General features: G+C 66.5%; 24 protein-coding genes. 18 read left to right on the top strand and 6 right to left on the bottom strand.

All coding sequences use genetic code 11. The features are described 5' to 3' along the window. Window positions 1-6 precede the first annotated feature (6 nt). Genes SAC06_RS02555 through wecB form a run of 3 tightly spaced genes read right to left on the bottom strand, consistent with a single transcriptional unit; the run spans window position 7 to window position 3534 of the window. Window positions 7-1248 carry a glycosyltransferase gene (locus SAC06_RS02555; protein WP_350258649.1) on the bottom strand — a complete coding sequence of 414 codons (1242 nt, stop codon included), beginning with the start codon at window positions 1246-1248 and terminating at the stop codon, window positions 7-9. 47 nt (window positions 1249-1295) lie between these two features. Next, entirely contained in the window at window positions 1296-2474 is a 1179-nt protein-coding gene (locus tag SAC06_RS02560) for a glycosyltransferase (RefSeq protein ID WP_350258650.1), read from the bottom strand. After that, entirely contained in the window at window positions 2467-3534 is a 1068-nt protein-coding gene (gene wecB / locus SAC06_RS02565; RefSeq protein WP_350258651.1) for a non-hydrolyzing UDP-N-acetylglucosamine 2-epimerase, read from the bottom strand. Before wecB ends, SAC06_RS02560 begins: the two co-directional genes overlap by 8 nt. Window positions 3535-3732: 198 nt before the next feature. On the opposite strand from wecB, the gene SAC06_RS02570 reads away from it, so the two are divergent. The 8 genes from SAC06_RS02570 to mscL all read left to right on the top strand — a co-directional run bounded on the left by SAC06_RS02570 (window position 3733) and on the right by mscL (window position 12185). Next, window positions 3733-5028 carry a nucleotide sugar dehydrogenase gene (locus SAC06_RS02570; protein ID WP_350258652.1) on the top strand — a complete coding sequence of 432 codons (1296 nt, stop codon included), beginning with the start codon at window positions 3733-3735 and terminating at the stop codon, window positions 5026-5028. Between the two features lies 1 nt (window position 5029). After that, window positions 5030-7006 (top strand): DUF6541 family protein, encoded by a 1977-nt coding sequence (locus SAC06_RS02575; RefSeq protein ID WP_350258653.1) that lies wholly within the window; start codon window positions 5030-5032, stop codon window positions 7004-7006. 58 nt (window positions 7007-7064) lie between these two features. Continuing rightward, a complete protein-coding gene (locus SAC06_RS02580) occupies window positions 7065-7895 on the top strand; it encodes an ABC transporter permease (protein WP_350258654.1) in 831 nt (276 codons plus the stop codon). Then, complete coding sequence (locus tag SAC06_RS02585; RefSeq protein WP_350258655.1) at window positions 7892-9133, top strand: ABC transporter ATP-binding protein; 1242 nt, start codon at window positions 7892-7894, stop codon at window positions 9131-9133. The genes SAC06_RS02580 and SAC06_RS02585 overlap by 4 nt, the downstream gene beginning before the upstream one ends. Next, window positions 9123-9314 (top strand): hypothetical protein, encoded by a 192-nt coding sequence (locus tag SAC06_RS02590; protein WP_350258656.1) that lies wholly within the window; start codon window positions 9123-9125, stop codon window positions 9312-9314. The genes SAC06_RS02585 and SAC06_RS02590 overlap by 11 nt, the downstream gene beginning before the upstream one ends. Further along, complete coding sequence (locus tag SAC06_RS02595; protein ID WP_350258657.1) at window positions 9311-10822, top strand: rhamnan synthesis F family protein; 1512 nt, start codon at window positions 9311-9313, stop codon at window positions 10820-10822. The genes SAC06_RS02590 and SAC06_RS02595 overlap by 4 nt, the downstream gene beginning before the upstream one ends. 10 nt (window positions 10823-10832) lie before the next feature. Further along, the gene (gene rfbA / locus SAC06_RS02600) at window positions 10833-11696 is read left to right on the top strand and encodes a glucose-1-phosphate thymidylyltransferase RfbA (protein ID WP_350258658.1); all 864 of its coding nucleotides are present in this window, start codon (window positions 10833-10835) and stop codon (window positions 11694-11696) included. 90 nt (window positions 11697-11786) lie between these two features. Then, on the top strand, window positions 11787-12185 hold the full coding sequence (gene mscL / locus SAC06_RS02605) for a large conductance mechanosensitive channel protein MscL (RefSeq protein WP_350258659.1): 399 nt from the start codon (window positions 11787-11789) through the stop codon (window positions 12183-12185). Here mscL and SAC06_RS02610 read toward each other — a convergent pair. Beyond that, the gene (locus SAC06_RS02610; RefSeq protein WP_350258660.1) at window positions 12182-13069 is read right to left on the bottom strand and encodes a glycosyltransferase family 2 protein; all 888 of its coding nucleotides are present in this window, start codon (window positions 13067-13069) and stop codon (window positions 12182-12184) included. The genes mscL and SAC06_RS02610 overlap by 4 nt on opposite strands. Window positions 13070-13157: 88 nt before the next feature. Between SAC06_RS02610 and rfbB the strand changes: the two genes are divergently transcribed. The 3 genes from rfbB to rfbD are packed head-to-tail and all read left to right on the top strand — an operon-like array spanning window position 13158 to window position 16498. Further along, window positions 13158-14156, top strand: coding sequence for a dTDP-glucose 4,6-dehydratase (rfbB, locus tag SAC06_RS02615; RefSeq protein WP_350258661.1), 999 nt, complete (start codon window positions 13158-13160; stop codon window positions 14154-14156). Between the two features lie 4 nt (window positions 14157-14160). Next, window positions 14161-15087 (top strand): glycosyltransferase, encoded by a 927-nt coding sequence (locus SAC06_RS02620; RefSeq protein ID WP_350258662.1) that lies wholly within the window; start codon window positions 14161-14163, stop codon window positions 15085-15087. A 10-nt stretch (window positions 15088-15097) separates the two neighbouring features. Further along, window positions 15098-16498 carry a dTDP-4-dehydrorhamnose reductase gene (gene rfbD / locus SAC06_RS02625; protein WP_350258663.1) on the top strand — a complete coding sequence of 467 codons (1401 nt, stop codon included), beginning with the start codon at window positions 15098-15100 and terminating at the stop codon, window positions 16496-16498. Here rfbD and SAC06_RS02630 read toward each other — a convergent pair. Then, window positions 16495-17157, bottom strand: a complete 663-nt coding sequence (locus tag SAC06_RS02630) for a hypothetical protein (RefSeq protein WP_350258664.1) — start codon at window positions 17155-17157, stop codon at window positions 16495-16497. The two genes, rfbD and SAC06_RS02630, sit on opposite strands and share 4 nt — an antisense overlap. Before the next feature lie 150 nt (window positions 17158-17307). On the opposite strand from SAC06_RS02630, the gene SAC06_RS02635 reads away from it, so the two are divergent. The 3 genes from SAC06_RS02635 to SAC06_RS02645 are packed head-to-tail and all read left to right on the top strand — an operon-like array spanning window position 17308 to window position 21687. Continuing rightward, window positions 17308-17586 (top strand): WhiB family transcriptional regulator, encoded by a 279-nt coding sequence (locus SAC06_RS02635; RefSeq protein WP_412766225.1) that lies wholly within the window; start codon window positions 17308-17310, stop codon window positions 17584-17586. Beyond that, a complete protein-coding gene (locus tag SAC06_RS02640) occupies window positions 17586-20459 on the top strand; it encodes a glycosyltransferase (RefSeq protein WP_350258665.1) in 2874 nt (957 codons plus the stop codon). The genes SAC06_RS02635 and SAC06_RS02640 overlap by 1 nt, the downstream gene beginning before the upstream one ends. Then, window positions 20449-21687, top strand: a complete 1239-nt coding sequence (locus tag SAC06_RS02645; RefSeq protein ID WP_350258666.1) for a DUF5719 family protein — start codon at window positions 20449-20451, stop codon at window positions 21685-21687. The genes SAC06_RS02640 and SAC06_RS02645 overlap by 11 nt, the downstream gene beginning before the upstream one ends. Here SAC06_RS02645 and SAC06_RS02650 read toward each other — a convergent pair. Beyond that, the gene (locus SAC06_RS02650) at window positions 21684-22124 is read right to left on the bottom strand and encodes a metallopeptidase family protein (protein WP_350258667.1); all 441 of its coding nucleotides are present in this window, start codon (window positions 22122-22124) and stop codon (window positions 21684-21686) included. The two genes, SAC06_RS02645 and SAC06_RS02650, sit on opposite strands and share 4 nt — an antisense overlap. Before the next feature lie 59 nt (window positions 22125-22183). Here SAC06_RS02650 and SAC06_RS02655 point away from each other — a divergent pair, with 59 nt between their 5' ends. From SAC06_RS02655 to SAC06_RS02670, 4 genes are read left to right on the top strand one after another with little or no spacing between them, the layout of a single operon-like run. Then, a complete protein-coding gene (locus SAC06_RS02655; protein ID WP_350258668.1) occupies window positions 22184-22579 on the top strand; it encodes a DUF3499 domain-containing protein in 396 nt (131 codons plus the stop codon). A gap of 47 nt (window positions 22580-22626) precedes the next feature. Further along, on the top strand, window positions 22627-23307 hold the full coding sequence (gene mtrA / locus SAC06_RS02660) for an MtrAB system response regulator MtrA (protein ID WP_350258669.1): 681 nt from the start codon (window positions 22627-22629) through the stop codon (window positions 23305-23307). After that, on the top strand, window positions 23304-24830 hold the full coding sequence (mtrB, locus tag SAC06_RS02665) for an MtrAB system histidine kinase MtrB (RefSeq protein ID WP_350258670.1): 1527 nt from the start codon (window positions 23304-23306) through the stop codon (window positions 24828-24830). The genes mtrA and mtrB overlap by 4 nt, the downstream gene beginning before the upstream one ends. Then, the gene (locus tag SAC06_RS02670) at window positions 24827-26476 is read left to right on the top strand and encodes an LpqB family beta-propeller domain-containing protein (RefSeq protein WP_350258671.1); all 1650 of its coding nucleotides are present in this window, start codon (window positions 24827-24829) and stop codon (window positions 26474-26476) included. The genes mtrB and SAC06_RS02670 overlap by 4 nt, the downstream gene beginning before the upstream one ends. Window positions 26477-26486 lie beyond the last annotated feature (10 nt).

The raw sequence follows: 26486 nt of genomic DNA on the forward strand, positions 1-26486 counted from the left end.
CCCGGCCTACTTGGCGGTGCTGAGGATAATATCGACGATCTCGCGGGCGGCCCGGTCATTGTTGCACAGGCGCTGCCAGACTTCTCGCGGGTGGTAGTCGCCCCGGTGATCCGCAACCGAGCCGATGGCCGCGGCCAACTCGGAAGCCGAGGGCTGCAGCGGAAGCAACCTTCCCGACCCCAGTTCCTCGCCGACAATTTCGCCGCTCCCACCGGCGTCGGTGGCAACCACCGGGATGCCAGCGCTGAGCGCCTCCATGATGCTGACGGGGACCCCTTCCGAATCGGAGGCGTTCACGAAGACATCCACCGGGTGGTGCCGGTAGAAGTCCTTCACCTGGTCATTAGGCACCTGTCCCCGCAGGTCCACCGTCAGCGAGCTCTGCTGGCGTTGAACCTGAGAAACCCGCGTGACCAACTCGCCCAGCAGGGGGCCGGTGCCAAAGTGAATCCAGTGGACCGGCCGGCTCTGGGCCAGCTCCTCCAGGGCCTGAAGAATCGGCAGCACGCGCTTGTTCTCATTCACCGCCGAGCAGGTGACCACCGTCAGGGGGTCCGTGCCGGTGGGTTTGGGTCCAACCCCAAAATCTATCGTTCCGAGTCGGGACAGCACCACCCGGGAGTCTCCCTGCAACTGCGGGAAATGATCCAGCAGGTACCGGCGTCCGTGCTCGGAGATCAGCGCGATCCGATCGGCGCTGCGAAACAGGGCTTCGCGCAAAGGGAGCTGATATCCACGCTCAAAGTACAGATCCCCGCCGTGCAGCCGAACGGTCTTCCCGTAGTTGGCCGGCAGGAAGGGGAAGGCAGATGCGACGGCGATCCCCCAGAACGAATAGACGAAGACCTCGTCGCCCGGATCCACTGACTGTTCGATCAGGCGGGCGAACTTGAGCCCGGTGAGCGTGCTCTTCCAGGTGAAGGAAAAATCGCCCGCCCGAGTGGGGGAAGTGAACTCCGTCTTAGTCTCCTTGGCAATTTGCCAGAGCCGACGCGGCTTGATCAGCTCGGGCAGCAGCGTCCTCGGGCTGACGTTGAAGGTTCCCCGGTACTCCACGTTGTTGGGCGGGGGAACCAGGTTCTGGCCGGGAGCCGCCTTGCTGAGGACCAAAACCCGGTCAAACTGCTCGCTGAGCGCGCCGATCTCGTTGGCGATGAACGCGGTGTCCCCATGGGCGTTGGGAAACTCGGAGGTCAATAGGACCAGGACTCGGCGGCGGGCGCCGTCGGGGTTGTTTGCGTTGGTCACTTGGGGGCTCCTCTGTCTCTGATCGGCATTAGTGCTGGGGCGGGCGGTTAGGTGAGGTTCGACAGGATCTGGACCACCTGCTGGCCAGTGTGTTCCAACGAGCGATGCTCCCGGACCCAGCTGGCGGCTCGGTCCCGGTCATCCGCGGTCCAGGCGCGTTGGCACTGGGCTATTTGCTGCAGGACCGGGGCGATTGACTCGGTCGTGAGGGGACAGGTCCAGCCAAAGCCCTCCCGCTCAATATCCAGCGCGGCCGGTCCGACCCCCGCATACAGGACGGGAGTGCCGCATCCGAGGGCCGCCAGCACCTTGGTTGGGTAGGCAAAGTCGTAGCCGATCGCAGGGGCGATAGAGACCATGGCGGCCTCGGCTCCCCGCAACAGGTTGGCCACCTCTTCGGGACTTCGAAGCTGCAGCAGCACAATTGGCTGGGAGCCGGTGTCGGCACTGGCCTGAGCGGCCAACTCGGTCAGGTACTCCCAGGAAGTCCCGTTGCCCACGAAGACCAGCTGAAGCTGATCTGCCAGCCGCGGATCAGCCACGAAAGCCTCCGCAAAGCGCTCGGCCTGTTGCCATTCGGAGGCAGTCCCGGCGTAAATAAGGTACGGCTTGGTGATGCCAAGGTCCGCCAGGTGACTCCGGTCGGCCGGGCCCGGATGGTAGATCCGAGTGTCGATCCCGTTGGGCACCACGTGAACATTTCGGGCGCCCAGTTCTCGCGCCCGTTCCGCCACCCCGTCGGAGACCGCGATCACCGCGCTGGCCCCCCGGAGTGCAAACCGTTCCATCCACCGGACGGCCCGCACCACCAGGGCGGAGCCGCTGGCGGATTCGGTGGCATCTGACCAGATGTCGGCGGCGTACCAGACGTAGGGCAGCCGGCGAAGAGTGCACGCGAGGCGAGCCATCACCCCGGTCGTGGGGGGAGGTTCAACCAGCACGGCGTCTGAGCGTTTGCCCAGCAGCAAGCGGAAAAAGAGGGGGAGGTCGAAGGACAGGTACGGGAGGTATCCGCGCAGATACCCGGTCTGGTCCCGCAGCACCGGGAACCGTGAGATCGTCAGTGCGCCGGCGCGTTTCGAAGCCGCCCCCGGGTAGGCGGAGGTGACCACGTGGACCTGCCAGCGCTGGCGCCGGGCTGCCGTTGTCACCGCTCCCAACCGAAACGAGGCGGCGCTCACCTCGGGCAGGAAGATCCGGGTGGCAACGGTTAGTCGCTTACTCACGGGACCCCATTGTTTGGAGGGCGTCCGCGACAATCTGGGCCGCCTGGCCGGTGCCGTAAGGAGCCGCGTCGGTCGGGGCCGGTCGGGGCCGCGACGCCGCCAGGGTCAGGTCGCCTCCCGGCTGCACCAGGACGTTCCAGCCCAACTCGACCGTCTCCACCCACTCGGTCTCCGGTCGAACGGTGGTGCAGGGGACCCGCATGAGGAAAGCCTCCTTCTGAAGCCCACCCGAGTCGGTGATCACCCCCCGCGAGTTCAGCACCGCGCTGACCAGCTCCGGGTAGGGGACCGGGTCGTGCACCTGAAGGTGGCCCCGCTTGAGCGGAACCCCGAAGTGTTCACACTTGGCGAGCAGTCGCGGGTGGGCGAGCAGAACCACCGGGTGGTCGACCGCTCCCAGCGAATCGATAATCGCCTCCAGTCGGCGGGCGTCGTCAGTGTTCTCGGCCCGGTGAATCGTGGCCACCGAGTATTCGCCGGGGCCAAGGTCAGGGAAAGGCGAAGGATTGTCGCGCACCTGCTCCATCACCTGGTAAAGCACATCCGTCATCACGTCACCGGTGACCACCACCCGGGCCGGATCGACCCCCTCGCGCGCCAGATGCTCGGCCGCCACCTGCGTGGGGGCCAGCAGGAGGTCCGCACAGTGATCGGTTAGCACCCGATTGTGTTCCTCGGGCATCTGCCGGTTGAAGGAGCGCAGCCCGGCCTCAAGGTGGGCCACCGGCAGGTGAAGCTTGGCCGCGCAGATGGCTGCCGCCAGCGTCGAGTTGGTGTCGCCGTAAACCAGGACCCAGTCGGGCTGATACTCCAGGAAGACGTCGTCCAGGGCGGCCATCATGGCCCCCGTCTGTTTGCCGTGGGAGCCGGAACCCACGCCCAGGTGGACGGCGGGAGCGGAGATTCCCAAGTCCTGGAAGAACACGTCGGACAGCAGCGGATCGTAGTGCTGCCCTGTGTGGACGATGACGTGGTCAATTCCGCGTCGGCGAAACTCCCGATCAATCGGGGCAAGCTTAACGAACTGGGGGCGGGCGCCAACAACCGAGAGAATACGCATGTGCTCATTATAGGTGAGAGGGCTGACAGGTCCCCGAGCCCCGGTGCACAGCACCCGTCGGGTGGGGCCACGGCGTGTGTTCGCGCACAGCCCAGCGGAGAATGTGTGGCCGGAAGCGTGCGGATCGCTATGCTTGGCCTAGGTGAGTGTGGCATTTCCAAGCCCGCTCCGACTCCGAGCTAAGAGGTTGAGCAGAATATGCGCGTAGCAGTTATCGGAATGGGCAAGATTGGTTTGCCCCTGGCAGTCCAGTTTGCAGACGCCGGACAGGATGTGGTCGGGGTCGACGTCAACCCGCAGACGGTTGATCTGATCAACCAGGCGGTTGAGCCCTTCCCGGGCGAAGCGTTCCTGCAGGAAAAGCTCAGCGAGCTGGTGCCCGCCGGTCGGCTCCGGGCCACCACCGACTATGCGGAGGCAATTCCGGGGGCCGACGCCATCGTCATCGTCGTTCCACTCTTCGTTAACGACGCCACCTGGGCCCCCGATTTTGACTGGATGGACGCTGCCACCCGCTCGCTTGCCGAGCACCTGACCCCGGGCACCCTGGTCTCCTACGAGACCACTCTGCCGGTGGGGACAACTCGCGGGCGCTGGAAGCCGATGATTGAAGAAATCTCCGGCTTGGTTGAGGGGAAAGACTTCCACCTGGTGTTCTCCCCGGAGCGGGTGCTGACCGGTCGGGTGTTTGCCGACCTGCGAAAGTACCCCAAGCTGGTTGGTGGGTTGTCCGCGGAAGGAACCGAGCGCGGGATCGAGTTCTACCAGCAGGTACTCAGCTTTGACGAGCGCCCGGACCTGCCCCGGGAAAACGGAGTGTGGGACATGGGCAGCGCGGAAGCTGCCGAGATGGCCAAGCTGGCCGAGACCACCTACCGCGACGTCAACATCGGCCTGGCCAACCAGTTTGCCGTCTACGCGGACCAGGAAGGGATCGACATCGAGAAAGTGATCGATGCCTGCAACTCGCAGCCCTACTCTCACATTCACCGGCCCGGAATTGCCGTGGGCGGACACTGCATTCCGGTTTACCCGCGCCTTTACCTGTCCACCGACCCGGATGCGTCCGTGGTGCGGACCGCCCGCCAGTTCAACGCCGGCATGCCCAAGTACGTGGTCTCCCGCGTGGAAGAGGTGCTGGGGTCGCTGGCCAACCAGGATGTGGCTGTCCTCGGCGCCTCCTACCGGGGCGGAGTGAAAGAGACGGCTTTCTCCGGCGTATTTGAAACGGTCAAGCAACTGGAGGAGCGCGGCGCCAACGTCAAGGTGCAGGATCCGATGTACTCCGACGCGGAAATTGAAGCGTTCGGGTGGGCGCCCTACCACGTGGGTGAGCCGGTGGACGCGGTCATTATTCAGGCCGACCACGCCCAGTACCGGGAGCTCACCCCGCTCGACTTCCCCGCGGTCAAGCTGCTGTTCGACGGCCGGCGGATCACCGACCCGGCCAAGTGGGTTGGAACCCCGCGCCTCGTGATCGGTCACGCCTCCTAGCATGGGGCCGGCCTTGTCGGGCTTCGTCACTCTGGGGGGCTTGGCCCTCCTCGGGGTTGTCCTGCTGCTAGTTCCCGGAACGCTGCTGCTTCGCCTCTTCGGGTTTACCTGGACGCGCAGTCTGCTGGCCGGGCCGGTGATCTCCGGCGCCCTCTATCTGGCGCTCGCGGTGTTGCTCGGCTTGGTGGGGGTTCGCTGGGGCTGGGGACCGGTCCTGATTCTGTGGCTGGTGCTGGCGGCCGCGGTGGTGGTTCGGGAGCGGCGCTCGGCCAACCCGATTGGGTCTCGGCTGGACCGACGCAGCCCAATCACCCGCTCGGCCATTTTCTGGGGGCTGGGGGCGCTGGCGGTGTTTTTGCTGGTGCAGATCCCCGCTTTGGTCTCCGGGATGGGCGCCCCCAACATGTTCCCCCAAATTGGGGACGCGCAGTTTCACCTGCAGGGTGCTCGCCTCGTCTACGACTCGGGCAATGCGAACCCGTTCACGGCCCTCTCTCCTCTCTACTTCTCTGAGGGGCACACCTACTATCCCACCCTGTGGCATTCGCTGGTGGTGCTGCTGTCCTTTGGCGGCGACCTGGTGGCCGGCACCAACGCGATGGCGATGGCGGTGGGTTTGCTGCTGTGGCCCGCCTCGCTCTGGGGGTTGGCTCAGGGGATTCGGCCTCGGTCTCCCTACGTGGGGGCCATCGCGATTCTGGCGGCCACCCCGCTGGTGCTGATGCCGGGGATTCAGGTCTTCGCTTTCGGGGTTTACCCCTTTGTCCTCTCCCTAACCTTCCTCGGTCCGGCTCTGCTGCTCCTCCTCTGGTGGATGCGGGAACGCCGGTGGATCCAGTTGGGAACCGTGGCCCTCGCGGCCCTGGGAGGCGGCGCCGCCCAGCCCGCCACCGGTGCCCTGCTGGTGGGGATTTTCGCGGTTGCGCTGCTGGTGTTGTCCTGGAACTTCGGGTTGGGTGCTTTTCGGGAGGGGGCCCGCGGACGCGGGCTGCTGCTCACCGCCGGGTCCTCGCTGGTCTTCGTCGGAGCGCTGCTGGTGGCCCCTCAGGTTGGGCCGTTACGGAGCCTCGGCGGGTTGGGACATCCCTCTGTCAGCTATCGGGAGGCCGGAACTCAACTGTTGGCCGGCAACGTCTACTTCATTGTGGACCGTCCGTTTGGGGGCAAACCCGCCCTGCTGCTCTGGGGGTTGATCCTCCTGATTCTGCTGCTCGGTCTGATTCAGCTGTGCCGGTCCCTCGAAGGGGCGACGCTGCTGAGCGTGGCCGCGGTGCTGTTGGCGGCCTACTTCCTCGCTTCGGGTCCAGAGAACTACCTGCGCCGACTCACAGGCATTTGGTGGAAGGATCAGACCCGGTTCGCGCTCTACCTGCTGGTAATTCTCCTGGTCGCCTTTGCGGTCGGATTCACCTGGCTGCTGGCTCAGGCGGGGCAACTGATTGCGTGGCGCCCACTCGTCCCCGCGTTCATGGGAGCTTGGCTAGCGATCTGCGCTGTCAGCGCAGTGCCGCTGAACTGGCTGTGGCTGGGGGATGGTCGTGCCCAGTGGATCGATCGAACCTACGGGGGGATCACCGGCGGTGACTTTGATCTTTCGGCGGATAACATTGAGCTGCTGCGGGATTTGGACCAGTACTTGGGGCCGGACGACGTCGTCGTGGGGAGCCCTCGGGCCGGAGTTCCCTGGGTGAATATCCTCTCCGAGGCCGGGCAGTTCCCTCTGTGGAAGACTGAGACCGCGCCGGAGGAGGTCTACCTGCGAGATCACTTTGACCAGATCAACAGTGACCCCGAGGTGTGCCGAATCATCAATGAGAACCACATTACGGCCCTGCTGCGCGATGAGGGCAAACCGCTGAACCCTGACGACCCCCACCGGGCTTTCGTTGAGGTGGACATCAGTGACGGCTTCCGGCCCATTGCCAACCGGGGGCAGGTGTGGCTCTATGAGATCACCGCCTGTGCGGGGGCACAATAGGATGACTCAGGATGGCTCCTGGGAACGCCAACAGAGTGAACGGATGAAAATGAGGACTATGGGGACGAAACAGCAGGGCACCCGCCAGCGCCTTTCTCTCTCCAGGCAGTGGGATCTGATTGAGAACTTCGGTCAGCGGGACCTGAAGGTTCGGTTCAAAGGCTCGGTGCTGGGTTGGCTCTGGTCGCTGGTGGTGCCACTGGCAACCCTGGCCATTTACTCTGTCGTCTTCTCGGTGCTGCTGCGGGTGCCGCCGCCCGACCTGCCCGGTGGCCGGCCGGGGGTGTTCGTGCTGTGGCTCTTCTGTGGCCTGATCTTTTGGACCTTCTTTACCGGGGTGGTCAACAACGGCATTGTGGAGACGATTGCGGCCGGGCCCATTTTGCAGAAGGTCTACTTTCCGGCCTACGCCCCGGTAATGGGGGCGGGCTTGGCCGTCTCGATTCAGAGCCTGATTGAGGTCGGTCTGCTCATGATCACGCTGCTGTTCATCGGCAACGTTTCGTGGACCTGGCTGCTGTTCCCGATTCTGGCCATCCTGGTGGTCGCGTTTACCGCTTCGCTGGCCACCTGCGTAGCGGTCCTGAACATCTACTACCGCGACCTGGCCCACCTGGTCACGATTGCCCTGCAGTTGCTGTTTTACGCCACCCCGATCATCTATCCGCTGACCATGGCGCCGGAAAACTGGCACGGTTTGCCACTCCAAGCCATCATCGCGGCCAGCCCGTTCCATTCTTTCGTTGAGCTGATGCGCTCGATCTTTTACGGGCTGAACCCGGGCTCCTGGACCCTGTGGTTGACCGCGGTGGCCTGGACCGCGGTGGCTCTGGCGCTGGCCACCTGGGTGATGCACAGCAAGGGACAGGACATGGGAGAAAACGTATGAGCGTGCCAAATGCGATTAGCGTCCGCGACCTGACCAAGGTGTTTCATCTGCACGAGGAGAAACGCACCACCCTGAAGGAGCGGTTCGTTCGGGGTGGACCGAAGGTGAAGGGGACTTTCACCGCGCTGGATCACGTGTCGTTCGACATTCCGAAGGGAACCACCTTCGGCCTGGTTGGGCACAACGGGTCGGGCAAATCCACCCTGCTGAAGATCCTGGCTGGCGTCTACCGGCCCACCTCGGGACAGGTGCTGGTCGACGGCCGGGTCTCCGCCCTGTTGGAGTTGGGGGCCGGCTTCCACGGTGAGCTGACCGGGCGGGAAAATATCCGCCTGAACGGAGCCATCCTGGGGTTGTCACGCCAGACCATCCGCGACTCGATGGATCGGATTATCGACTTCGCCGAGTTGGGGCAGTTCATTGATGTCCCGGTGAAGAACTACTCCTCCGGCATGTACGTCCGTTTGGGTTTCGCCATCGCCGTCATGCTGGAACCGGAGATCCTGATTGTGGACGAGGTGATTGCCGTTGGCGACGAAGCTTTCCAACGCAAGGGCTTCGACCACATGTATGAGCTTCGCAAGCGGGGCACCACCATTGCCCTGGTGACCCACTCAATGGAGTTGGCCCAGGAGCTGTGTGATGAGGCGCTCTGGCTCGACGGCGGCGTTTGTCGCACGCAGGGGACGATCACGGAGGTCGTCAACGAGTATGTGAAGGACGTCAACGAGCGCGAGCGGCTGCGCCTGACCGAAGCGGTCGAGTCGGATGCACCCCGGCTGTCGCGGCGCGGTTCCGGGACCGCCCAGGTGACCAAGGTGTCCTGGACCGATGCCGAGGGCAACCCGATTCCGTTTGCCAACGACCGGGGCACCCACCGGATCAGCCTGACGGTTGAGGCCAGCGAGCCGGTGGCAGCCGCCTCCGCCTCGGTTCGCCTGCACCAGGAGAACGGCGCCCTGCTCGCCGCTATCAGCTCGGCCAAGGAGGGTGTGAACTTCGAGTTCCCGGTCGGCCAAACCCGGGTCGAGTACGAGCTGCCCGACGTGCCGCTCCAACCCGGCACCTACTGGCTGTCGACTTCCCTCCGCTCGCGCGGACACGTCTGGGATGAGATCGACAAGGGCTGGCGGCTGGTGGTCCGCGGGGACGGAACCGTTGACTCGGTGGGCGCGATTCGCCTGCACGGGCAATGGCTGCCGGCCCGAGAACTGGAGGGGAAACCGGATGGATCCTAAAAAGATCGCGGCGCAGAGCTACCTGGAACTGCTGCGCGAAAACGAGGAACTGCGGGGGGAGTTGGCTTCCGCCCGCACCCAGTTGGACCGGGTCCTGACCTCACGCTGGTGGTCCCTGCACGTCAAGTTGGCCCCGCTGTTGGCCGTGGCCGCCAAGCTGGTGCCCCGGAGGCCCCGATGAGACTCCCCTGGGAACGCCCGGCCCCGGTCCTGTCCTCCCCGGCAGCCAAACTCACGGTTGAGGCCGGCGACCCGGCCAGCCTCAGCGGGCCCCGGATCGCCGTGGTCTCGTCCTGGGCCGCCACCCCCGAGATGAGCCTTTCGCTCAGCGTGTACCTGCGGGAGCTCTGTAGCTACGGCTATCGGGTCCTGGTGGTCAGTACCGCTGAGTTTGCCGAGCCGCTGCGCTGGCCCCACGGGCTGCCCGACGAGGTGGTTGTCACCCGGCGCCAAAACCTGGGCTACGATTTTGGTTCATGGGCCGCCGGAATTGCCGCCTACCCGGCCGTGCGCCACGCCGAACACCTGCTGCTCACCAACGACTCGCTGGTCGGGCCATTTGCCTCGATTGAACCGCTGGTTCGCCGGGCTGAGTCGGAGGCGGACGCGGTCTTCATGACCGAGTCGTTCCAGCCCGTGCCCCACGGGCAATCGTTCTTCGTCATGCTGAACGGCCGGGCGCTGGAGCGGCCCGTACTCAGAGAGTTCTTCCAGCAGATCACGCCGCAGCGAAACAAAGATCGGGTGATTCGGCAGTACGAACTGCCGCTGCGCCGAGTCTGCGAAAAAGCCGGCCTGCACACCGGCACCCTGTTCCCCGCCGACCAGATCGCGGCTGAACACGACAACCCGACGCTGGTGGCCTGGCGGGCCATCCTGTTTGGCGGGGCCCCCTTCCTCAAACGAACCGTGCTGCTGGAACCCATGTTCAAACAGGAATCCATCCAGATGCAGCAGACGGTTGCCCGCACCTGGCAGCAGCGGGTCTCCGACTGGCTGCCTCCGGCCAATCGCGAGCAGTTGCCGAGTTGGGGGCGCCCAGTGCCCACCCCCGCCAGCCCCCGGGTGTGGGCTTACGACGTGTCGGCTCCCCGGGAGGAGCTGGGCCCGGTCGCAGAGTGGACCCGGGTTGAAGTGCCGGTGCTGGGCGAGCGGCGCGGGCGGGACCTGCGACAATGGTGGGACGACGCCTGGTCCGGGATTGAGCCCGGTGGGCAAAAGGTGCTGCTGATGGTGCCCGAAGCCTGGTCCCAGGTGACGCCGGAGGAAGTAGCGCAGCTTCGGCAGTGGGCGGTGGAGCTGGGCCTGGACGAGCTGGAGGTCTGGTCGCCGCTGCGGCCGGTGGACTTTGCCCGCACCGGAGAACTGACGCCGCCCGAGTGGGTGGCCGGGTTAGTCCAGACCCCACCGGCCGGGGTGCTTTGGCCCGAGCCAGCCCTCAGTTCCGGGCGCGGTTCGCTTAGTCGGGCCAGCGGGCGGGTTTCCTACCTCCGGATGATGGCGGGGGCACTGCTGTCCACCTCGACCGGTCCCACCACGATGGTGCCGGGAGTGTATCGGCCAAGTGAGACCCGCGCGGAACTGCTGGGGTTCAACCTGGTGGAATTCAGCGAGCGGAACCTGCAATACTGGCTGCGAGGCGCCGCTGCCTTTGCCCCGACGGGCTTTGTCCTCCTGTTTGAGTACTAGAAAGGAAGCCATGAAGGGAATTATCCTGGCCGGAGGCTCCGGCACCCGCCTGCATCCGTTGACCCTGGGCGTTTCGAAGCAGTTGCTGCCGGTGTACGACAAGCCTATGATCTACTACCCGCTGACCACCCTGATGCTGGCCGGGATCCGCGACGTGCTGGTGATCACCACCCCCCACGACGCCCCCGGTTTCCACCGGCTGCTGGGCGATGGCTCCCAGTTCGGGATCAACATCAGCTTTGCCGTCCAGGAGGTGCCCAACGGCCTGGCCCAGGCGTTCGTAATCGGGGAAGAGTTCATTGGCCAGGACAAGGTGGCCCTCATCCTGGGGGACAACCTGTTCTACGGGCCTGGACTGGGGTCGCGCCTCTCGCGCCTCCACGACGTTGACGGCGGCTCCGTCTTCGCCTACCGCGTCTCCAACCCCAGCGCCTACGGCGTGGTGGAGTTTGACGAGGAGTTCCGGGCGCTCTCCCTGGAGGAGAAGCCGGCTCGGCCGAAGTCTCACTACGCCGTCCCGGGTCTGTACTTCTACGACAACCGGGTCGTGGAGATCGCGAAGAACCTGGAGCCCTCCGCGCGGGGGGAGTACGAGATCACCGACGTCAACAAGCAGTACCTGCAGGACGGACAGTTGGCGGTCGAGGTGTTGCCGCGCGGGACCGCCTGGTTGGACACCGGGACGTTTGACGACCTGTCCGACGCGGCCCTGTTCATTCGGACCATTCAGGATCGCCAGGGGATGAAGATCGGCTGCCCCGAAGAGGTGGCTTGGCGCCGAGGTTTCCTCACCGACGAACAGCTGCGGGAGGTGGCGGCTCCGCTGGCGAAGTCCGGGTACGGGGAGTACCTGCTCAGCCTGCTGGCGGAATAGTAGCCCGCCCAAACCTGGAATCAGACCGCTTCCGGTGGCGAGGGACCCCCGGCAGATCGATAATGGCTCCTTGAACGAAAGGAGTAGCTGATGCTGCAAGGATTCAAGGAGTTCATCGCCCGGGGCAACGCGGTCGATCTGGCGGTTGGGGTTGTAATTGGGGCCGCCTTCACCCAGGTGATTACTGCGCTGACCGACTCGGTGCTAAACCCGCTGATCGGGGCCCTGTTCGGGCAGCCAGACTTCAGCAAGGTCGGCCAGTTCGAAATTGCCCTGCTCGGGGATCCCGCGGTGGTGAGCCCGGGTGCGGTCCTGACCGCCCTGGTCAACTTCCTGATTGTCGCTTTCGCGCTCTACTTCTTCGTGGTGCTGCCACTGAACAAGTTGGCCGCGCGGAAGGCTCCCGCTCAGGAGGAGGCGGCGCCCGCCCCGGATCCGGAAGTTGAGCTGCTCACGCAGATCCGGGACCTGCTGCGCCAACAAAACTAGCTCAGGGGACCTCCCCGGCCCGTCAGCCCGTCGCGCAGTGCCCGCAGGAAGATCGGCAGGCGGCCCGGGGAAGCCAGCAGGTAGTAACCGGTGTATTTCGTCATCCAAAGTAAATACCCGAGCTTCCATTTCCGCGGGAGGAAACTGGCCCGCAGCAAAAAGAGCGTGTTGCGCATCATGTAGTAGTTCCGGGGCGCCGAATGCAGGTGGACGGGACGCTTTCGGCCCGGAATGTGGGCCACCTCGTCGCCCAGTGAGTGGTGCAGGATGGCGTCACCACAGACTTTGATCCGGTAGCCGTCCTCGATCGCGCGCAGGCACCAGGCCAGGTCGACGTGGTCGATGAAGAGCGACTCGTTCATCGGGCCCACCCGGTCCAAGACCGCCAGCGGGATCAGGCAGCCGGACGCCAACACGAAGGGCACGTCCAGGACTTGCCCCGGGCCGGGAACCGTCCGCCGCTTGGGCCCCCAGGTGGTGAACGAGTACACGAGCGCTTCCGCCTCGTCCCCCCGGCCGTCGAGGGGAACGGGCCCAACCGCCCCCAGGCTTTCATCGCAACAGGTCAGGCACTCCCACAGCCGCTCGACCATATCCGGCTCCGGGAGGGAATCCTGGTCGGAGAGGAGCACGTGGGTCGCTCCCGCGGTCCGCGCCCAATCGATGCCCCGGTTTTGGGCGGCCGCGATCCCCAGGTTTTCGGGCAGGGGCAGCCAGTTGGCCCCGGCTTCGGCGACCTCCCGGCCGACCGCTGCCGCCTCGACCGAGCCGTTGTCCACCACCACCAGTTCATCGACTTGGGGGCGCAGCGCCGCCAGGAGCGAACGGAACGCGTTCAGGTCCGGGTTGTAGGTGACCGCCACTGCGACCAGCTTGGAATCCATTCGGGTAACTCCTCCGTTCAGGGTTAGGGCCATGCTATCGCGTGGGGGCACGGTAGACTCGGGGGCGTAAGCAGTCTCAGGAGGACAAATGCGAATCGTGGTCACCGGCGGTGCTGGTTTTATCGGCGTCAACTTCGTGCACATGCTGCTGCAGGAGCACCCGGAAGTGGAAGTGGAAGTGCTGGACGCTTTCACCTACGCGGGGAATCGGGCGTCACTGGCAGACGGACAAACCGATCGCCTGACGGTGACCGAGGGATCGATCACGGACGCGGAACTGGTGGACCGGGTGGTGGCCCGCGCCGACGCGGTGGTGCACTTTGCCGCCGAGTCGCATAACGACAACTCGCTGCTGGGGCCCGCCCCGTTTATCCAGACCAACCTGGTCGGCACCTTTACCCTGCTGGAAGCGGTCCGCAAGTACGACGTCCGCTTCCACCACGTCTCTACCGACGAAGTTTACGGTGACCTGGAGTTGGACGATCCGGCCAAGTTCACCCCGGAGACCCCGTACAATCCGTCCTCACCCTACTCGGCCTCGAAGGCCGGCTCGGACATGCTGGTCCGGGCGTGGGTGCGCAGCTTCGGGGTGCGCGCGACCATCTCTAACTGCTCCAACAACTACGGGCCCTACCAGCACATCGAGAAGTTCATTCCCCGGATGATCACCAACCGGCTGGTGGGGATTCGCCCCCGGCTTTACGGCGAGGGCAAAAATGTTCGGGACTGGATCCACGTCCTGGACCATAACGAGGCGGTGTGGCTGATCCTGAACGAGGGCCGGATCGGGGAAACCTACCTGATCGGGGCGGATGGGGAAGAGTCCAACCGCGACGTGGTGGCGATCCTGAACGAGCTGATGGGCTATCCTGCCGACGACTACGATCCGGTGGCGGACCGGGCCGGCCACGACCTGCGCTACGCGATCGACGCGACCAAGCTCCGGGAGGAGTTGGGTTGGCAGCCCCGGTTCACCAGTTTCCGGGAGGGCCTGGCCGACACGATCCGCTGGTACGAGGACCACGAATCCTGGTGGCGCCCGCAGAAGGAAGCCGTGGAGGCCAAGTACGCCGCCCAGGGGCAGTAGCCCCGTGCCGCGCGTGCTGGTGGCGATGGCCACCTACAACGGGTTGCCCTATTTGGGCCGACAGGTGCGGTCAATTCTGGCTCAGCGTCGGGTCGAAGTAGAGCTGTTTGTCTCCGATGACGGGTCCACCGACGGGACTCGCGAGTGGATTGAACAGTTGGCCGCCCTTGACCCGCGGGTGCACCTGCTGCCGCCGCGCTCAGGACCGGCCGGGGTGGGCGCCAACTTCCTGTATTTGGCCCAGAACCTGGACCCGCGTCCAGACGAGCTGGTCGCCTTCTCCGACCAGGATGACCTCTGGCACCCGGACAAGCTGGCCCACCAGCTCGAATACCTGCGCCTGACCGGCGCGGCGGCCACCTCGTCTAATGTCCTGAGTTTTCGCCCGGACGGAACCAGCCACCTGATCGTCAAAAGCCAGCCGCTGCGCCGGTGGGATTTCGTCTTCGAAGCCCCCGGCCCCGGCTCTACTTTTTTGCTTTCGGCCCCGGTGTTCCAGCGGATCAAGCCGAGCCTGGCCCGCCTCGACCAGGACCAAGTCTGGCTGCACGACTGGCTGATTTACGCGTTGGTGCGCGGGGGCGGCGACGACTGGGCGATCGACCCCCGCCCGCACGTGGCCTACCGCCAGCACGGGGAGAACATCCTGGGGGAGCACCGCGGGGCGGCCGCGTTCTGGTCCCGCTGGCAGAACCTGCGGTCGGGACGGTACCGCGCGCAGTTCATCCTGGTGGCCACCGCCGCCCTGGAGGAAGGGCGGGCTGCGGGCCGCTCCGAGCAGTGGGTCCGCCAGTTGGAGCGGCTGATCGGCGTGCTGTCCTCGCCGGGCCGCCTGAGCCAGTTGGGTCTGATCCGGTTCTGGCCGCAGATGCGCCGCCGGACCCGGGACCGACTGGCCCTGGGAGCTCTTGGAATCATGCGAATCTGGTAAAGGAACCCGAGTGAAAATCACGAATACCGCTATCGACGGCCTGCTGATTGTGGACCTGGACCTGCACGGCGACAACCGCGGCTGGTTCAAAGAGAACTGGCAGCGAGAGAAAATGGTCGCGGCCGGGCTGCCAGATTTCCTGCCGGTGCAAAACAACATTTCGTTCAACGAAACGACCGGGACCACGCGGGGCCTGCACGCTGAGCCGTGGGACAAGTACGTGTCGGTGGCAACCGGCCGGATCTTCGGTGCCTGGGTGGATCTGCGGGAAGGGCCCGGGTTCGGCACCGTGGTCACCGTGGAGGTTGGCCCCGACCGGGCCGTGTTCGTTCCGCGTGGGGTGGCCAACGGATACCAGACCCTGGCCCCCGAGACTGCCTATACCTACCTGGTGAACGACCACTGGTCGCCGGAAGCCGAGTACGCTTTCGTCAACCTGGCGGACCCGACCCTGGCGATTGACTGGCCGATCCCACTCCAACAGGTGGAGATTTCCGCCAAAGATTTGGCCCACCCGCCCCTGGGTGAGGTCGAGCCGATTGCCCCGCGCAAAACCCTGGTGATCGGCGCGGGCGGACAGCTGGGCCGGGCCCTCGCCGCCCAGTTCGAGGGAGACACGTCCGTTGAGTACGTCGATCGGGACACTTTTGACCTGACCGGTGAGATTGAGGATCAGCGGCCGTGGCGCGAGTACTCCACGGTGATCAACGCGGCGGCCTACACCGCGGTGGACGCGGCGGAGACCGAGCGGGAGAGCGCGTGGGCGATCAACGCCACCGCGGTGGCCCAACTGGCCCGCGTCACCGCCCAGCACGGGGTGACCCTGGTCCACATTTCCAGCGACTACGTCTTTGACGGGACCGCGACCGCCCCCTATTCGGAGCGGGCGCCGCTGTCCCCGCTGGGCGTTTACGGCCAGTCGAAGGCGGCTGGGGATCTGGCCGCCACCACCAACCCGCGTCACTACATTTTGCGGACCTCGTGGGTGATCGGGGACGGGGCCAATTTTGTCCGGACGATGGCGTCGCTGGCCGAGCGGGGCATCTCCCCCCGCGTGGTGGACGACCAGGTGGGCCGACTGACCTTCACTTCGGACCTGGCCCGGGCCATTGCGTTCCTGTTGAACTCGGGGGCGCCGGCCGGAACCTACAACGTGACCGGCTCGGGGGAGCCGGCCTCCTGGGCACAGGTGGCCGCCCGCGTGTTCGAGTTGGCCGGTCGCTCGGCCGGGGACGTCACCCCGGTGAGCACCGACGAGTACTACCGGGATCAGTCGGGGCCGATTTCGCCTCGCCCCGCCTACTCGGTATTGGACCTGAGCAAAATTGAGTCGCTGGGCTTTGCGCCGACCGACCAGTGGGAGGGGCTGGGCACCTACCTGACCAGCTACCTGGCCGGCTCGGCCGACTAGGCCAGGACCTGCTCGGCCTGCTCCTGATCCATCAGCGAGCGGGTGCGTTCACGGTCGTCGGCCCAGTTGTCGATCACCAGGGCGGAGCCGCCGTGCCACCAGAGCTGAAGCAGCTTGCCCACCTCCGGGTGCTGGACGAAGACGCGCCCGGGCGGGACCGGCAGGCCGGCCAGCAGGTTGTTTTCCACCGGCCAGAGCGGCCCGTCGGGCAGCGAAGCGAGGGGCTGATCGGCCTGCGAGTTCAACTCTCCGGGGGCGTCACTCACCCCGGCCGGGAGCTCCCCGGACCAGCTCAGAGCCAGCGGATCGGTCGGTTGGGCGATGGCCGTGAGCCCGGCGCCTGCCGCCGCGGTCAGCAACTCCAGGTCGTCAGAAATCACCAGTTCCACCTGGTCGGCCGGTCCGGCCTCCCAGCCTCGAAGTGCCAGTGCCGCCTCCCAGACGATCTTTTGCCAGCAGTCCGGCAGGTGCAGGTGGAAGGTGGCCGCCCCGAAGGGAAACTCAGCGTCTAAATAGTTATCCACTTTGGCCAGCCAGCGAGCCAAAACCGGCCCCGCCAGCTCGACCCGACCGGTAGAATACCAAGTGAGCAGCGGCTCTTTTCTGTTGGCAAGTCGCTCGACCCACACCTGGGTCGAAGGTCCGGCAAGAGAGTTCATATGCACAGCATACGGGAGTCAATGACGTTTCGGCGCCACGCGGGTTTGAAGATTGACAGTCCTCAACTTCGCACTTGACTAATCCGAATTACATAGGTGTAATTATGGAGTAGGACGCCAGTGTCTTACGGACAGAGCGGGGGAGTGCGCGTGTGGAACATCTTTGGAGACGGTGACATCTCCTGGTCCGCTGACGTCGAAGACCTCGGACCGCTCGCCTGGCAACAGCACGCACTGTGCGCGCAAACTGACCCGGAAGCTTTCTTTCCCGAGAAGGGCGGCTCCACCCGGGAGGCCAAATCCGTCTGCTTCGCCTGCGAAGTGCGGGAAGAATGCTTGGATTACGCCCTGGCTAACGACGAGCGGTTCGGCATTTGGGGCGGCCTCTCTGAGCGGGAGCGTAGACGACTGCGACGCGCAGCGATCTAATGGCGGCAGTGCATGCCCTCGTAGTGACCACCGGGGGGCCCGACCTGCCCGAGGTGCTGTCAGCCCTGCCAGTTCAAACCACCCCTCCCGATCTGCTCACGGTCGTCACCGTCGGCGAGGTCACCCTGCCTGAGCTCCCACCCGAGGTTCAGGTCGTCTCGCTCAAAAGTGCTGACAATTTCGGCCAAGCCCTGCGCCAGGTGATCACCTCCGCCAGCCAGCCCGACTGGTACTGGCTGCTGCACGACGATGCCCGACCCGAGCCGCGCGCCCTGGCGGAACTAATGCGCGCCGCCAGCCAGGGGGCAGCAATCGCCGCGGTCGGACCCAAACAGGTGGGGTGGGACGCTCCGCAGGTGCTGCTGGAGCTGGGAATTGAGGCGACCGCCACCGGCAGGCGGGTCCCGCTCGGAACCGAAAAGGAAATCGACCAGGGCCAGTACGATGACCGCGTCGACGTGCTGGCCGCCGGGTCGGCCGGACTGCTGGTGCGCGCTGACGCCTGGCATCAACTCCACGGCTTTGACCCGCATCTGGGACCCTACGGGGACGGCCTCGAGTTTGGGCGGCGCCTGCGCCGGGCCGGCTACCGGGTGGTGGTGGCCCCGAAAGCGCGGGTCGCCCACCGGCGGGCATCGCTGGAGCGGGGGGAGTTTCGCCGGCGCCGCGAAGCACAGCTTTACAACTGGCTCCTGGGCACGGTGGCCCTCTGGGCCGCGCTGCTGATCCCCCTCCTCGCGCTCTGGTCGGTGGCCCGGGCCCTCGCGCGCCTGATCATGCGCCAGCCCCGCCTGGCCGGCGCCGAACTGGGTGCCTATCTGGACCTGCTCTGGGGCCTACCCGCCCTGATCCGGGGTCGGCGGCGCTTAGCCCGGGTCTCCGTGGTTCCGCGTCGCCAACTCTGCCCGCTGGAGGCCTCCGCGGCCGGGTTGGAGAATCGGCGGCGCCTGGCCCGGCGGGTCGCCCATCACCGGCCGAAGCCAATCGACCAGTTGGATCAGATCAGCCGGCGTCTGCTGGCCGAACACCGCCGCGGCACCCGGCTCGCGTTTCTGACCGCGCTGGCGATCCCGACCCTGCTCAGCCTGTACTACTGGTACCCGCTGCTGGGAGGATTCACCGGGGGAAGCTGGGCGGAACTGCCCGGTTCGCTGTGGGACCAGGCCTGGTCGCCGTGGGTGGCGGCCGGCTCCGGCGCCCCCGGTCCGGTCAACCCGGTCCTCCCCCTCCTCTCCATTTTCTGGCTCAACCCACCCGCCCTGACCCAGGCCCTGCTGGTGGCGGCACTGCCGCTGGCGGCCGCCGGCGGGTGGCTGGTGGCGCGCCTGTTCACCCACTCGCCGGCCTGGCGGTTGGGAGCGGCGCTCACCTGGGCGCTGCAGCCGCTGTTTCTCGAAGCGATCGGACGAGGCGACCTCAGCCTGATCCTGGTTTGGCTCGGCCTGGCTCCGGTCCTGGTTGGCCTCTGGCGCGCCACCCGGCCCGCGGTGGGCCTGCGAGTGGAGGGCGTCGTCGACACGATGATCACCTCGCAGTACGACCCGCTCACCTGGGGGGCGGTGGCGGCCCTCGGTTTGTTGGCGGTTGGAGCGGGCTCCCCGGCCCTGATTGTCCCCGCCGCCGTCCTCGGCTACCTGTTGGCAGCCACCGGGACCCGCCGGGCCCTCTCATTTTGGGCGGTCACCCTGGCCTGGGTTCCCGCCGCCCTGGTGGGCGCCCCCTCCCTGGTCACCTCCCTCGAAGCGGCCCTAACCCCGACCGGCGGGTTTGCCCGAGTCGGAGCCCAGTCGGTCCTCACGGCCTGGGAGTGGGCCGGAGCCGGGGTCCTGCTGCTGGCGGCCCTCGCCTCCCTCCTTTACACCTGCTGGCCCGGACGGGGCCGGCCCTGGTTGGTTCGCAGCGCCTGGCTCGGGGCGGTGGCCAGCGTCTGGGTCCTGGTGGGGACCGACGGCGAGCCAGGCTCGGTCCGAGCCACCCTGTTCCTGTCGCTCCTGGTGGCCGCCCTGGGGGCTGCCGGTCCCTCCACTTTGCCGCGGCGCACCCGCTGGGTGGGGGCCGGCGCGAGCCTGGCGACCGCGGCGGGGCTGGCCTCATTCGTGGGCCTGCTCGTGGTTGGCCCGCTGGCTCCCGGCACGCCGGCCGGCCTGTCCCCGCACCCGGGGGCCCCGCTGGTTGCGCGCGAGGCGGCCGCGTCAGAGCGCTCGGCCCGCACCCTGGTCCTGACCCAAACGTCCGAGCAGGTGGAGGCCCAGCTTTGGCGCGACGGCACCCGCGGTCAGGAGGACCTATCGGCGGGACTGCTGGCTGAGGCGGCCAATCCGGCGCGGGAACACCTGGCCGACGCGGTCGGGCAGCTAACCGCTCGCCCCAGTACCGAGGCCGCCCAGGCGCTGGCGGACCACGCGGTCGAAATCATTTTGCTCACCCCCACCAGCCCGGTGGGTTACGGCTCGCTGCACGATCACCTTGACGCCACGGAGGGGTTGGAGCGGATCGGAACCACCGACCTGGGAACCATGTGGCGGGTGCGGCCCGGTGGGCGTCTACCCGCGCTCGCGACCCTCGGGCCGGAGGGCCGTCCGGTTCCGGCCGTCAGCGTCAGTCTCTCTGAGCCGACCACCCTGACCCTGGCCGAAACGGCGGACCCGTCGTGGCGGGCCTGGCTCGGCAGCGTCGAGTTGGAGCCGACCGGCTCGGACTGGCGCCAGGCGTTTGCGGTGCCCGCGGGCGAGGGGGTCATCACCTTCCGCTACCAGCCGCCGTGGCTGCGCTGGTGGCAGGTGGGCAGCTGGGTGGCAGTGGGCCTGGTCGCGTTGGCGGCAGTGCCGTGGCGCCCCCGGCGGGCCCGGTGGGAGGTGCTCGATGGCTCGTAAACACTGGATGCTGGCGGCTCGGATGCTCAGCGCGGCCGCGCTGCTTGCCGCTGTACCGGTCGGGCTGATGGGCGCCTGGACCGCTCCGAGCCCGGTTCCCGCCCAGCAGAGCTTTGAAGTCAACACCACCGGGCAGGAGCTTCGGCTGGCCTGCGCCCCGGGGATTTTTGATGCCGCAGTGAACCCGGCGGTGCAGGTGGTCGCCGAGGTGTCAGTCTGGCCCAAGACGGACACGGAGCCGCTGGCCGGGGGCGGCACCGCCGTCCTGCCCGGGACGGTCAGCCGGGCCGAGGATTTCCCCAGTGCCCTCGCCACCACCCGCTACCTGGACGGCCCACCGGTGGCGCTGGCGACGCTCCCGTGCCAAGTACCCGCCAACCGGCTCGCGCTGGTTGGAGGCTCAACCGACGTGGGAGAGGACACCGTCCTGATTCTGTCCAACCCGGGGGACAAGCCGGTGACCGCCCGGGTCCGCGGATACTCCATTGGCGGCACCCTCGGTGAGGCCCCGCCGATGACGGTGCCGGCCAAGTCCACAATTGCCTGGCGCCCGGCCGTTTGGTTCCCGGAGGAACCCCGGTTGGCCCTGACCGTGGAGGCGGACGGCCTCGGGGTGGCCGCCTGGTTGCAGAGCTCCGGGTTTGCCGGTGAGGTGACCCGGGGGATCGCCCAGGTGGGCAGCCAATCACCCGCCCGGGAACTCGTGTTTCCCGCCGTCGGTGCGGGCGCGGTCCTGAACCTGCTGAACCCGGGGGATCAGCCGGTGGAGATCAGCCTGGAAGCGCTGTCAGAGGACGGCGCCGGCGCGCTCAACGGAACCCAAACTCTGCTGGCGGAACCGGGCGTCACCCAGCTCACCCTGCCGGAGGTGGCGGGCCTGCGCCTGACCGGATCGGCAGACCTGGCGGCCAGTATTTCCCGGCAGCTGGCCGGGGCGCCCGACCCGGTGGTTGAGGGAGAACTGGTGGAGTCCCGGGAACTGATCGGGCCCTCGTCCGCCCTCACCCGCCTCGTCCTGCCGGTGGCGGGCACGGTCACCCTGGTGGATCAGTCCGGACGAGTGGAGCAGGTCGAGGTGGAGGCGGGCCAGGAACTGACCTTCTCCACCCCGCGCTGGGCGGTTCTAACCCAGGAGCTGACCACCGATTTTGGCTCGGCCTGGGCGGCAGCCCCGCTGGGGGAGGCCGGGCTGACCGAGTCCTCCGTCCAGGTGGTCGTCTCCCCCTAGCCGATCGCCAGGAGCTCCTCCGGGTCGACGGTCAGAAGCTCGGAAATTCGATACGCCAAGAGCAGACGCAGCAGCGGGTAGCAGCCTTCGGGTCCGCAGCGCTGCATCACCGGGCGCCGGTACACCACGATCCGGTTAGCCAGTCCGCGGGTGCGATCCCGGGGGAAGGAGCGCGCCAGGCAGACGTCGAAATCCTCCCAGGGGGCCGGCGTTGACGGCGGGACGTCCTCCACCCCGAACTCGATTTCGCCAATCTCGGGGAAGCGGGCCTTCATCCGCGTGAGGATGGCCAGAATTTCCCGATCAAATTTCTCTCTGCGCGAGCGGGACGCGGGCAAAATGGCGGGAACCAGCACCCCATTTTGGCGTCGACCGTGTCGGTCCTTGCGGCGCCGAGGGGTCCGAAATGACCCGGCGGGGGAGACTACTTCCATCATGGTCCCAGAGTAAGGTGTCTTTGGCTATTATGGAAACGTTCGATAAGGAGAGGGTGTCAATGCGGTATTGTTCCAAACCGGGATGCCCCGGGCACGCGGTCGGAACGCTGACCTACGACTATCAGAACTCCACCGCGGTTTTGGGTCCGCTGGCCACCACCGCTGAACCGCACAGCTACGACCTGTGCGAACGCCACGTCACCCAGCTGACCGTCCCGAAAGGCTGGGACGTGGTTCGGCTGGAGATCAACTATGACGAGGCGGCCCCGTCCGACGACGACCTGATGGCTCTGGTCGAGGCGGTTCGGGAGGCCGCTCAGCAGCCGGCCCCGGAGGTCAGCGGCGGATTCACTTCACTGGTGAAGCAACGGGCCCATTTTGAGGTGGTCGACGGGATCTCTGAACCCCCTCCTCCGCCAGAGTCCGCACCGGAGCCGGGACCATTCCAGACGTAGGGAGTTGTGAAGATGACAGCCATTGCCGTTCGTGACACCATCAGCATATGACTTCGCGAATACTGGTAGTTGACGACGACTCAGCCTTAGCGGAGATGATCAGCCTGGTTCTGGCCGCCGAAGGTTACGAAGTCGTTGAGTGCTTTGACGGGGCAAAAGCTGTGGAAGAGTTCCAGCGAGTTGACCCCGAGTTGGTGCTGCTCGACGTGATGCTGCCCGGGAAAAACGGCATTGAAATCTGCGAGGAGATTCGGCGCCAATCAAACGTGCCCATCGTGATGCTGACCGCCCGCTCGGACACCTCGGACGTGGTGGCTGGACTGGGTGCCGGGGCCGACGACTACGTCCCCAAGCCCTTCAAGCCCAAGGAACTGGTGGCGCGGGTGAAGGCCCGTCTCCGCTCGGTCGAACAGCCCGAGGATGAGCAGATGACCCTGGGTGAGTTGAACATTGACGTGTCCGGGCACCAGGTGCGCCGCGGGAATGAGCGGATCAACCTGACCCCGTTGGAGTTCGACCTGCTGGTGACGCTGGCGCGGGCGCCATGGAAGGTGTTCACCCGCGAGGAACTGCTTGAATCGGTCTGGGGGTACCGCCACGTGGCGGACACCCGGCTGGTGAACGTGCACGTGCAGCGGCTCCGCTCCAAAGTTGAGCGCGATCCGGAAAACCCCAGCTTGATCGTCACCGTTCGCGGGGTGGGATACCGCGCCGGCACAGGGATGTGAGCGCACTACTGCAGCGGGGCCGGAGGCGGCTGCACCGGTCCCTGTCGATCCGGGTGGCCCTGACGCTGACGCTGATGCTGCTGGCTCTGATGATGGTGGTCGGGCTGATCGCGGTCGGTCAGATGCGAAACGAACTGTTTCACGTGCGCAAAGACGCCATCCTGGAGGACGCCTCGGTCCGCTTCACCCAGGCGCAAAACACCCTGGACCAGTCCACCGCTGCCACCACCGACCAGGTCCAGGACCTGGTTTCCCAGCTGGTGGCCTACACCCGCGACTCGGCAGCCGGTGCCGGAGCGGTCTCGGTGATGCTGCTGCGCGCCCCCGACTCGTCCAACACCTTTATTGTCAACGAGCTGTCCAACCCGCAGATGCGCCAAACCATCACCCCGGCCCTGCGGGAGCTGGTGGAGGGCGGGCAGAGCGCCTGGCAGTCCATTGCCATTCCCGAGGCGGTGCCGGGCATCGTGGTGGGTTCCCTGGTGGACGTCCCGCAGGCCGGTCCCTACGAGCTGTTCATCGTCTACTCCCTGGAGTCCGAGGAACAGTCGGTGGCGCTGGTGATCCGCATCTTCGCGGTCGCAACCCTGCCGCTGCTGCTGATCATCGCGGTGGCGTCCTTCTGGCTGGTCTACGCCCTGCTGCGGCCGGTCCGCTCCACCGCCGAGGCGGCCGCCAAACTGGCCGACGGGGACCTGGAGAGCCGGGTGGAGGTGTCCGGGCAGGACGAGATGGCTCGGCTTGGGACCGCCTTCAACAACATGGCCCAATCCCTCCAGCAGCAAATCGACGAGTACGACACGCTCTCTCAGTTGCAGCAGCAGTTCGTCTCGGACGTGTCGCACGAACTGCGCACCCCGCTGACCACCATCTCCATTGCGGGAGAGATGATTTACGAGGCCCGGGGTGAGCTGAGCGGGGCGCCGCAGCGTTCGGCCGAACTGCTCTTCTCCGAGGTGGGGCGGATGCAGGAGATGCTGGCGGACCTGCTAGAGATTTCGCGCTACGACGCGCAGTCCACCCAGCTCGACATCGAGATGACCGACCTGTATGCCCTAACGCAAAAGACCATGGCCTCCGTCCAGGAACTGGCCGACCACCTGGGCGTCTACGTCACCCTGTCCGCCCGACCGAACTCGCCCCTGGCAGAGGTGGACTCCAAGCGAATTGAACGGGTAATCCGGAACCTGCTGGTCAACGCGTACGAGCACGCGGAAGGCAAGCCGGTGCAGGTGGAGGTGGAGGCCGCTCCCGGCGAGATCACGGTCCGCGTGGTGGACCACGGGGTGGGGATGAGCGAGGAGACGATCGCCCGGGTGTTCGACCGGTTCTTCCGCGCCGACCCGGCCCGGGCTCGGACCACCGGGGGCACCGGGCTGGGACTCGCCATCGCGAAAGAGGACATTGCCGCCCACCGGGGCCGGATCGTGGCCCGCGGTGCGCTCGGGCAGGGAGCCACCTTCGAGTTCACGGTGCCCCGCAAGTTCGGATTCCCACTGAGTTCACCGGGAGGAGCGCAGTGAAAACCAAGTGGCGGGCACTAGTTTTGGTGGGGGCACTGTTCCTCGGCGGGTGCGCCACCATGCCGACCAGCGGCGACCCGCAGGCGTTCGAGGTGGCCGCGCCCAACACGGAACCGGTGGAGCAACTCGGGTTTGGCCCGGTCCGGAACTCCACGCCCGAGCGGATCATCAGCGACTTCCTGCGCGCCTCGGCAGCCGGCTCCACCGACGACTACCTGACGGCGAAGAAGTACCTGAAGGACGACCTGGCCAGCAGTTGGAACCCGCGGGCCGGAGTGCTGATCTACCCGACCGAGCAAACCCCCGGGCTGCGCCTGGAAATGACCGGGACCGGCACGGCCACCGTCTACCTGGAGACAGAAGTGACCGCCACGCTCGACGAGGAGGGGGTGCTGTCGCCGGGCCAGGCCACCACCGTGGAGCTCAGCTTTGATTTGGTTCGCAGCGTCGACGACCAGTGGCGGATCAGCCGGATGGACGACGGGGTGATCCTGTCGAAGGCGAACTTCCAGGCGGTCTACCAGGCCCAGCAACTGTACTTTTTGGCGCCCGACCAGGAGTCCCTGGTCCCGGACCCGAGGTGGTTCCCGCGGCGCCGGCTCGCCTCCCACCTGGTCACGGGCCTCCTGGCGGGCCCCAGTGAACAGCTGGCTCCTGCGGTCTACTCCGCGTTGTCCGGCTCGCTCACCCTCCCCACCCAGGGGGTGGAGGTGGACGGGCAAACCGTGCGGGTCAACATGGAGGGGGAGGTGCCTGGGGACCGACGGACCCAGGAGAATATTTCCCGTCAACTCTCAGCCACCCTGTTCCAGATGACGAACGTGACCGAGGTGGTCACCCAGATCAACTCGGTCCTCCTGCCCGCCACCCCCGACCCGTTCTCCGCCAGCTTGGAGCTCGACGCCGCGGTGGCGCTCTCCGACGGAGCGATCGCAGTTTCGGCCGGGGAAGGCTGGTCCCCGGTGGTGCCGGCCGAGCTGGTGGGACCCGACGCCAAGAGTCCCGCTCGCGCGCCCATTGCCGACGGGGCAATCGCGTGGATTCAGGACGGAATCTCAGTTTGGGACGGGACCGAAGTGCACCACGTGGAGCTGGCCACCCCCACCGCCCCCTCGGTCGATCGCTGGAACTGGACCTGGACTTCCTCGGGTGAGGCGTCCGGAGTGGTGGCGATCAACTCGCGGGGGGAAAGCGTGGAGTTGGCTTTGCCGCAGGGGGTTTCCACCCAGATCAGGAAGGTGGTCGTCTCCCCCGACGGGGTCCACCTGCTGGTGCTGGTTGACGGGGCTGACGGGTTGCAGGCGATGAACGCGGTCGTGGTGCGGGATCCGTTGGGGGCGCCCCAGAGCATCGACCAGATTGACCTGGTGTCCCTGGCCGGGGCCGGGCTGGTTGATGGTGACTGGGCCGGCTCGACCCAAATGGTGTTCCTGGCGGGGCATGGGGAGGAGCGCGAAGTGCGGATTGTCGCGCTCGGAGGATTTGCCCAGGTGCTGGGGGCACCCAGTGACACGATCCGGGTCAGCGCCGGGGGGCAGGCCGGCCGTATTCTGCTGGAAACGGCGACCGGGCAGTACTACTCCCGCTCCGGTGGGGTGTGGAGGTCACTGGAGGCACGGGTCAGCGCCATCTCCTACGCCGGCTGAGTTATCCACA

This window comes from Scrofimicrobium sp. R131, from assembly GCF_040256745.1.
GTDB classification, from domain to species: domain Bacteria; phylum Actinomycetota; class Actinomycetes; order Actinomycetales; family Actinomycetaceae; genus Scrofimicrobium; species Scrofimicrobium appendicitidis.

Coding starts and splice junctions, on each gene's coding strand:
- wecB (WP_350258651.1), bottom strand. CDS start 3,534: ATGCGTATTCTCTCGGTTGTTGGCGCCCGCCCCCAGTTCGTTAAGCTT.
- SAC06_RS02570 (WP_350258652.1), top strand. CDS start 3,733: ATGCGCGTAGCAGTTATCGGAATGGGCAAGATTGGTTTGCCCCTGGCA.
- SAC06_RS02575 (WP_350258653.1), top strand. CDS start 5,030: ATGGGGCCGGCCTTGTCGGGCTTCGTCACTCTGGGGGGCTTGGCCCTC.
- SAC06_RS02580 (WP_350258654.1), top strand. CDS start 7,065: ATGGGGACGAAACAGCAGGGCACCCGCCAGCGCCTTTCTCTCTCCAGG.
- SAC06_RS02585 (WP_350258655.1), top strand. CDS start 7,892: ATGAGCGTGCCAAATGCGATTAGCGTCCGCGACCTGACCAAGGTGTTT.
- SAC06_RS02590 (WP_350258656.1), top strand. CDS start 9,123: ATGGATCCTAAAAAGATCGCGGCGCAGAGCTACCTGGAACTGCTGCGC.
- SAC06_RS02595 (WP_350258657.1), top strand. CDS start 9,311: ATGAGACTCCCCTGGGAACGCCCGGCCCCGGTCCTGTCCTCCCCGGCA.
- rfbA (WP_350258658.1), top strand. CDS start 10,833: ATGAAGGGAATTATCCTGGCCGGAGGCTCCGGCACCCGCCTGCATCCG.
- mscL (WP_350258659.1), top strand. CDS start 11,787: ATGCTGCAAGGATTCAAGGAGTTCATCGCCCGGGGCAACGCGGTCGAT.
- SAC06_RS02610 (WP_350258660.1), bottom strand. CDS start 13,069: ATGGATTCCAAGCTGGTCGCAGTGGCGGTCACCTACAACCCGGACCTG.
- rfbB (WP_350258661.1), top strand. CDS start 13,158: ATGCGAATCGTGGTCACCGGCGGTGCTGGTTTTATCGGCGTCAACTTC.
- SAC06_RS02630 (WP_350258664.1), bottom strand. CDS start 17,157: ATGAACTCTCTTGCCGGACCTTCGACCCAGGTGTGGGTCGAGCGACTT.
- SAC06_RS02640 (WP_350258665.1), top strand. CDS start 17,586: ATGGCGGCAGTGCATGCCCTCGTAGTGACCACCGGGGGGCCCGACCTG.
- SAC06_RS02645 (WP_350258666.1), top strand. CDS start 20,449: ATGGCTCGTAAACACTGGATGCTGGCGGCTCGGATGCTCAGCGCGGCC.
- SAC06_RS02650 (WP_350258667.1), bottom strand. CDS start 22,124: ATGATGGAAGTAGTCTCCCCCGCCGGGTCATTTCGGACCCCTCGGCGC.
- SAC06_RS02655 (WP_350258668.1), top strand. CDS start 22,184: ATGCGGTATTGTTCCAAACCGGGATGCCCCGGGCACGCGGTCGGAACG.
- mtrA (WP_350258669.1), top strand. CDS start 22,627: ATGACTTCGCGAATACTGGTAGTTGACGACGACTCAGCCTTAGCGGAG.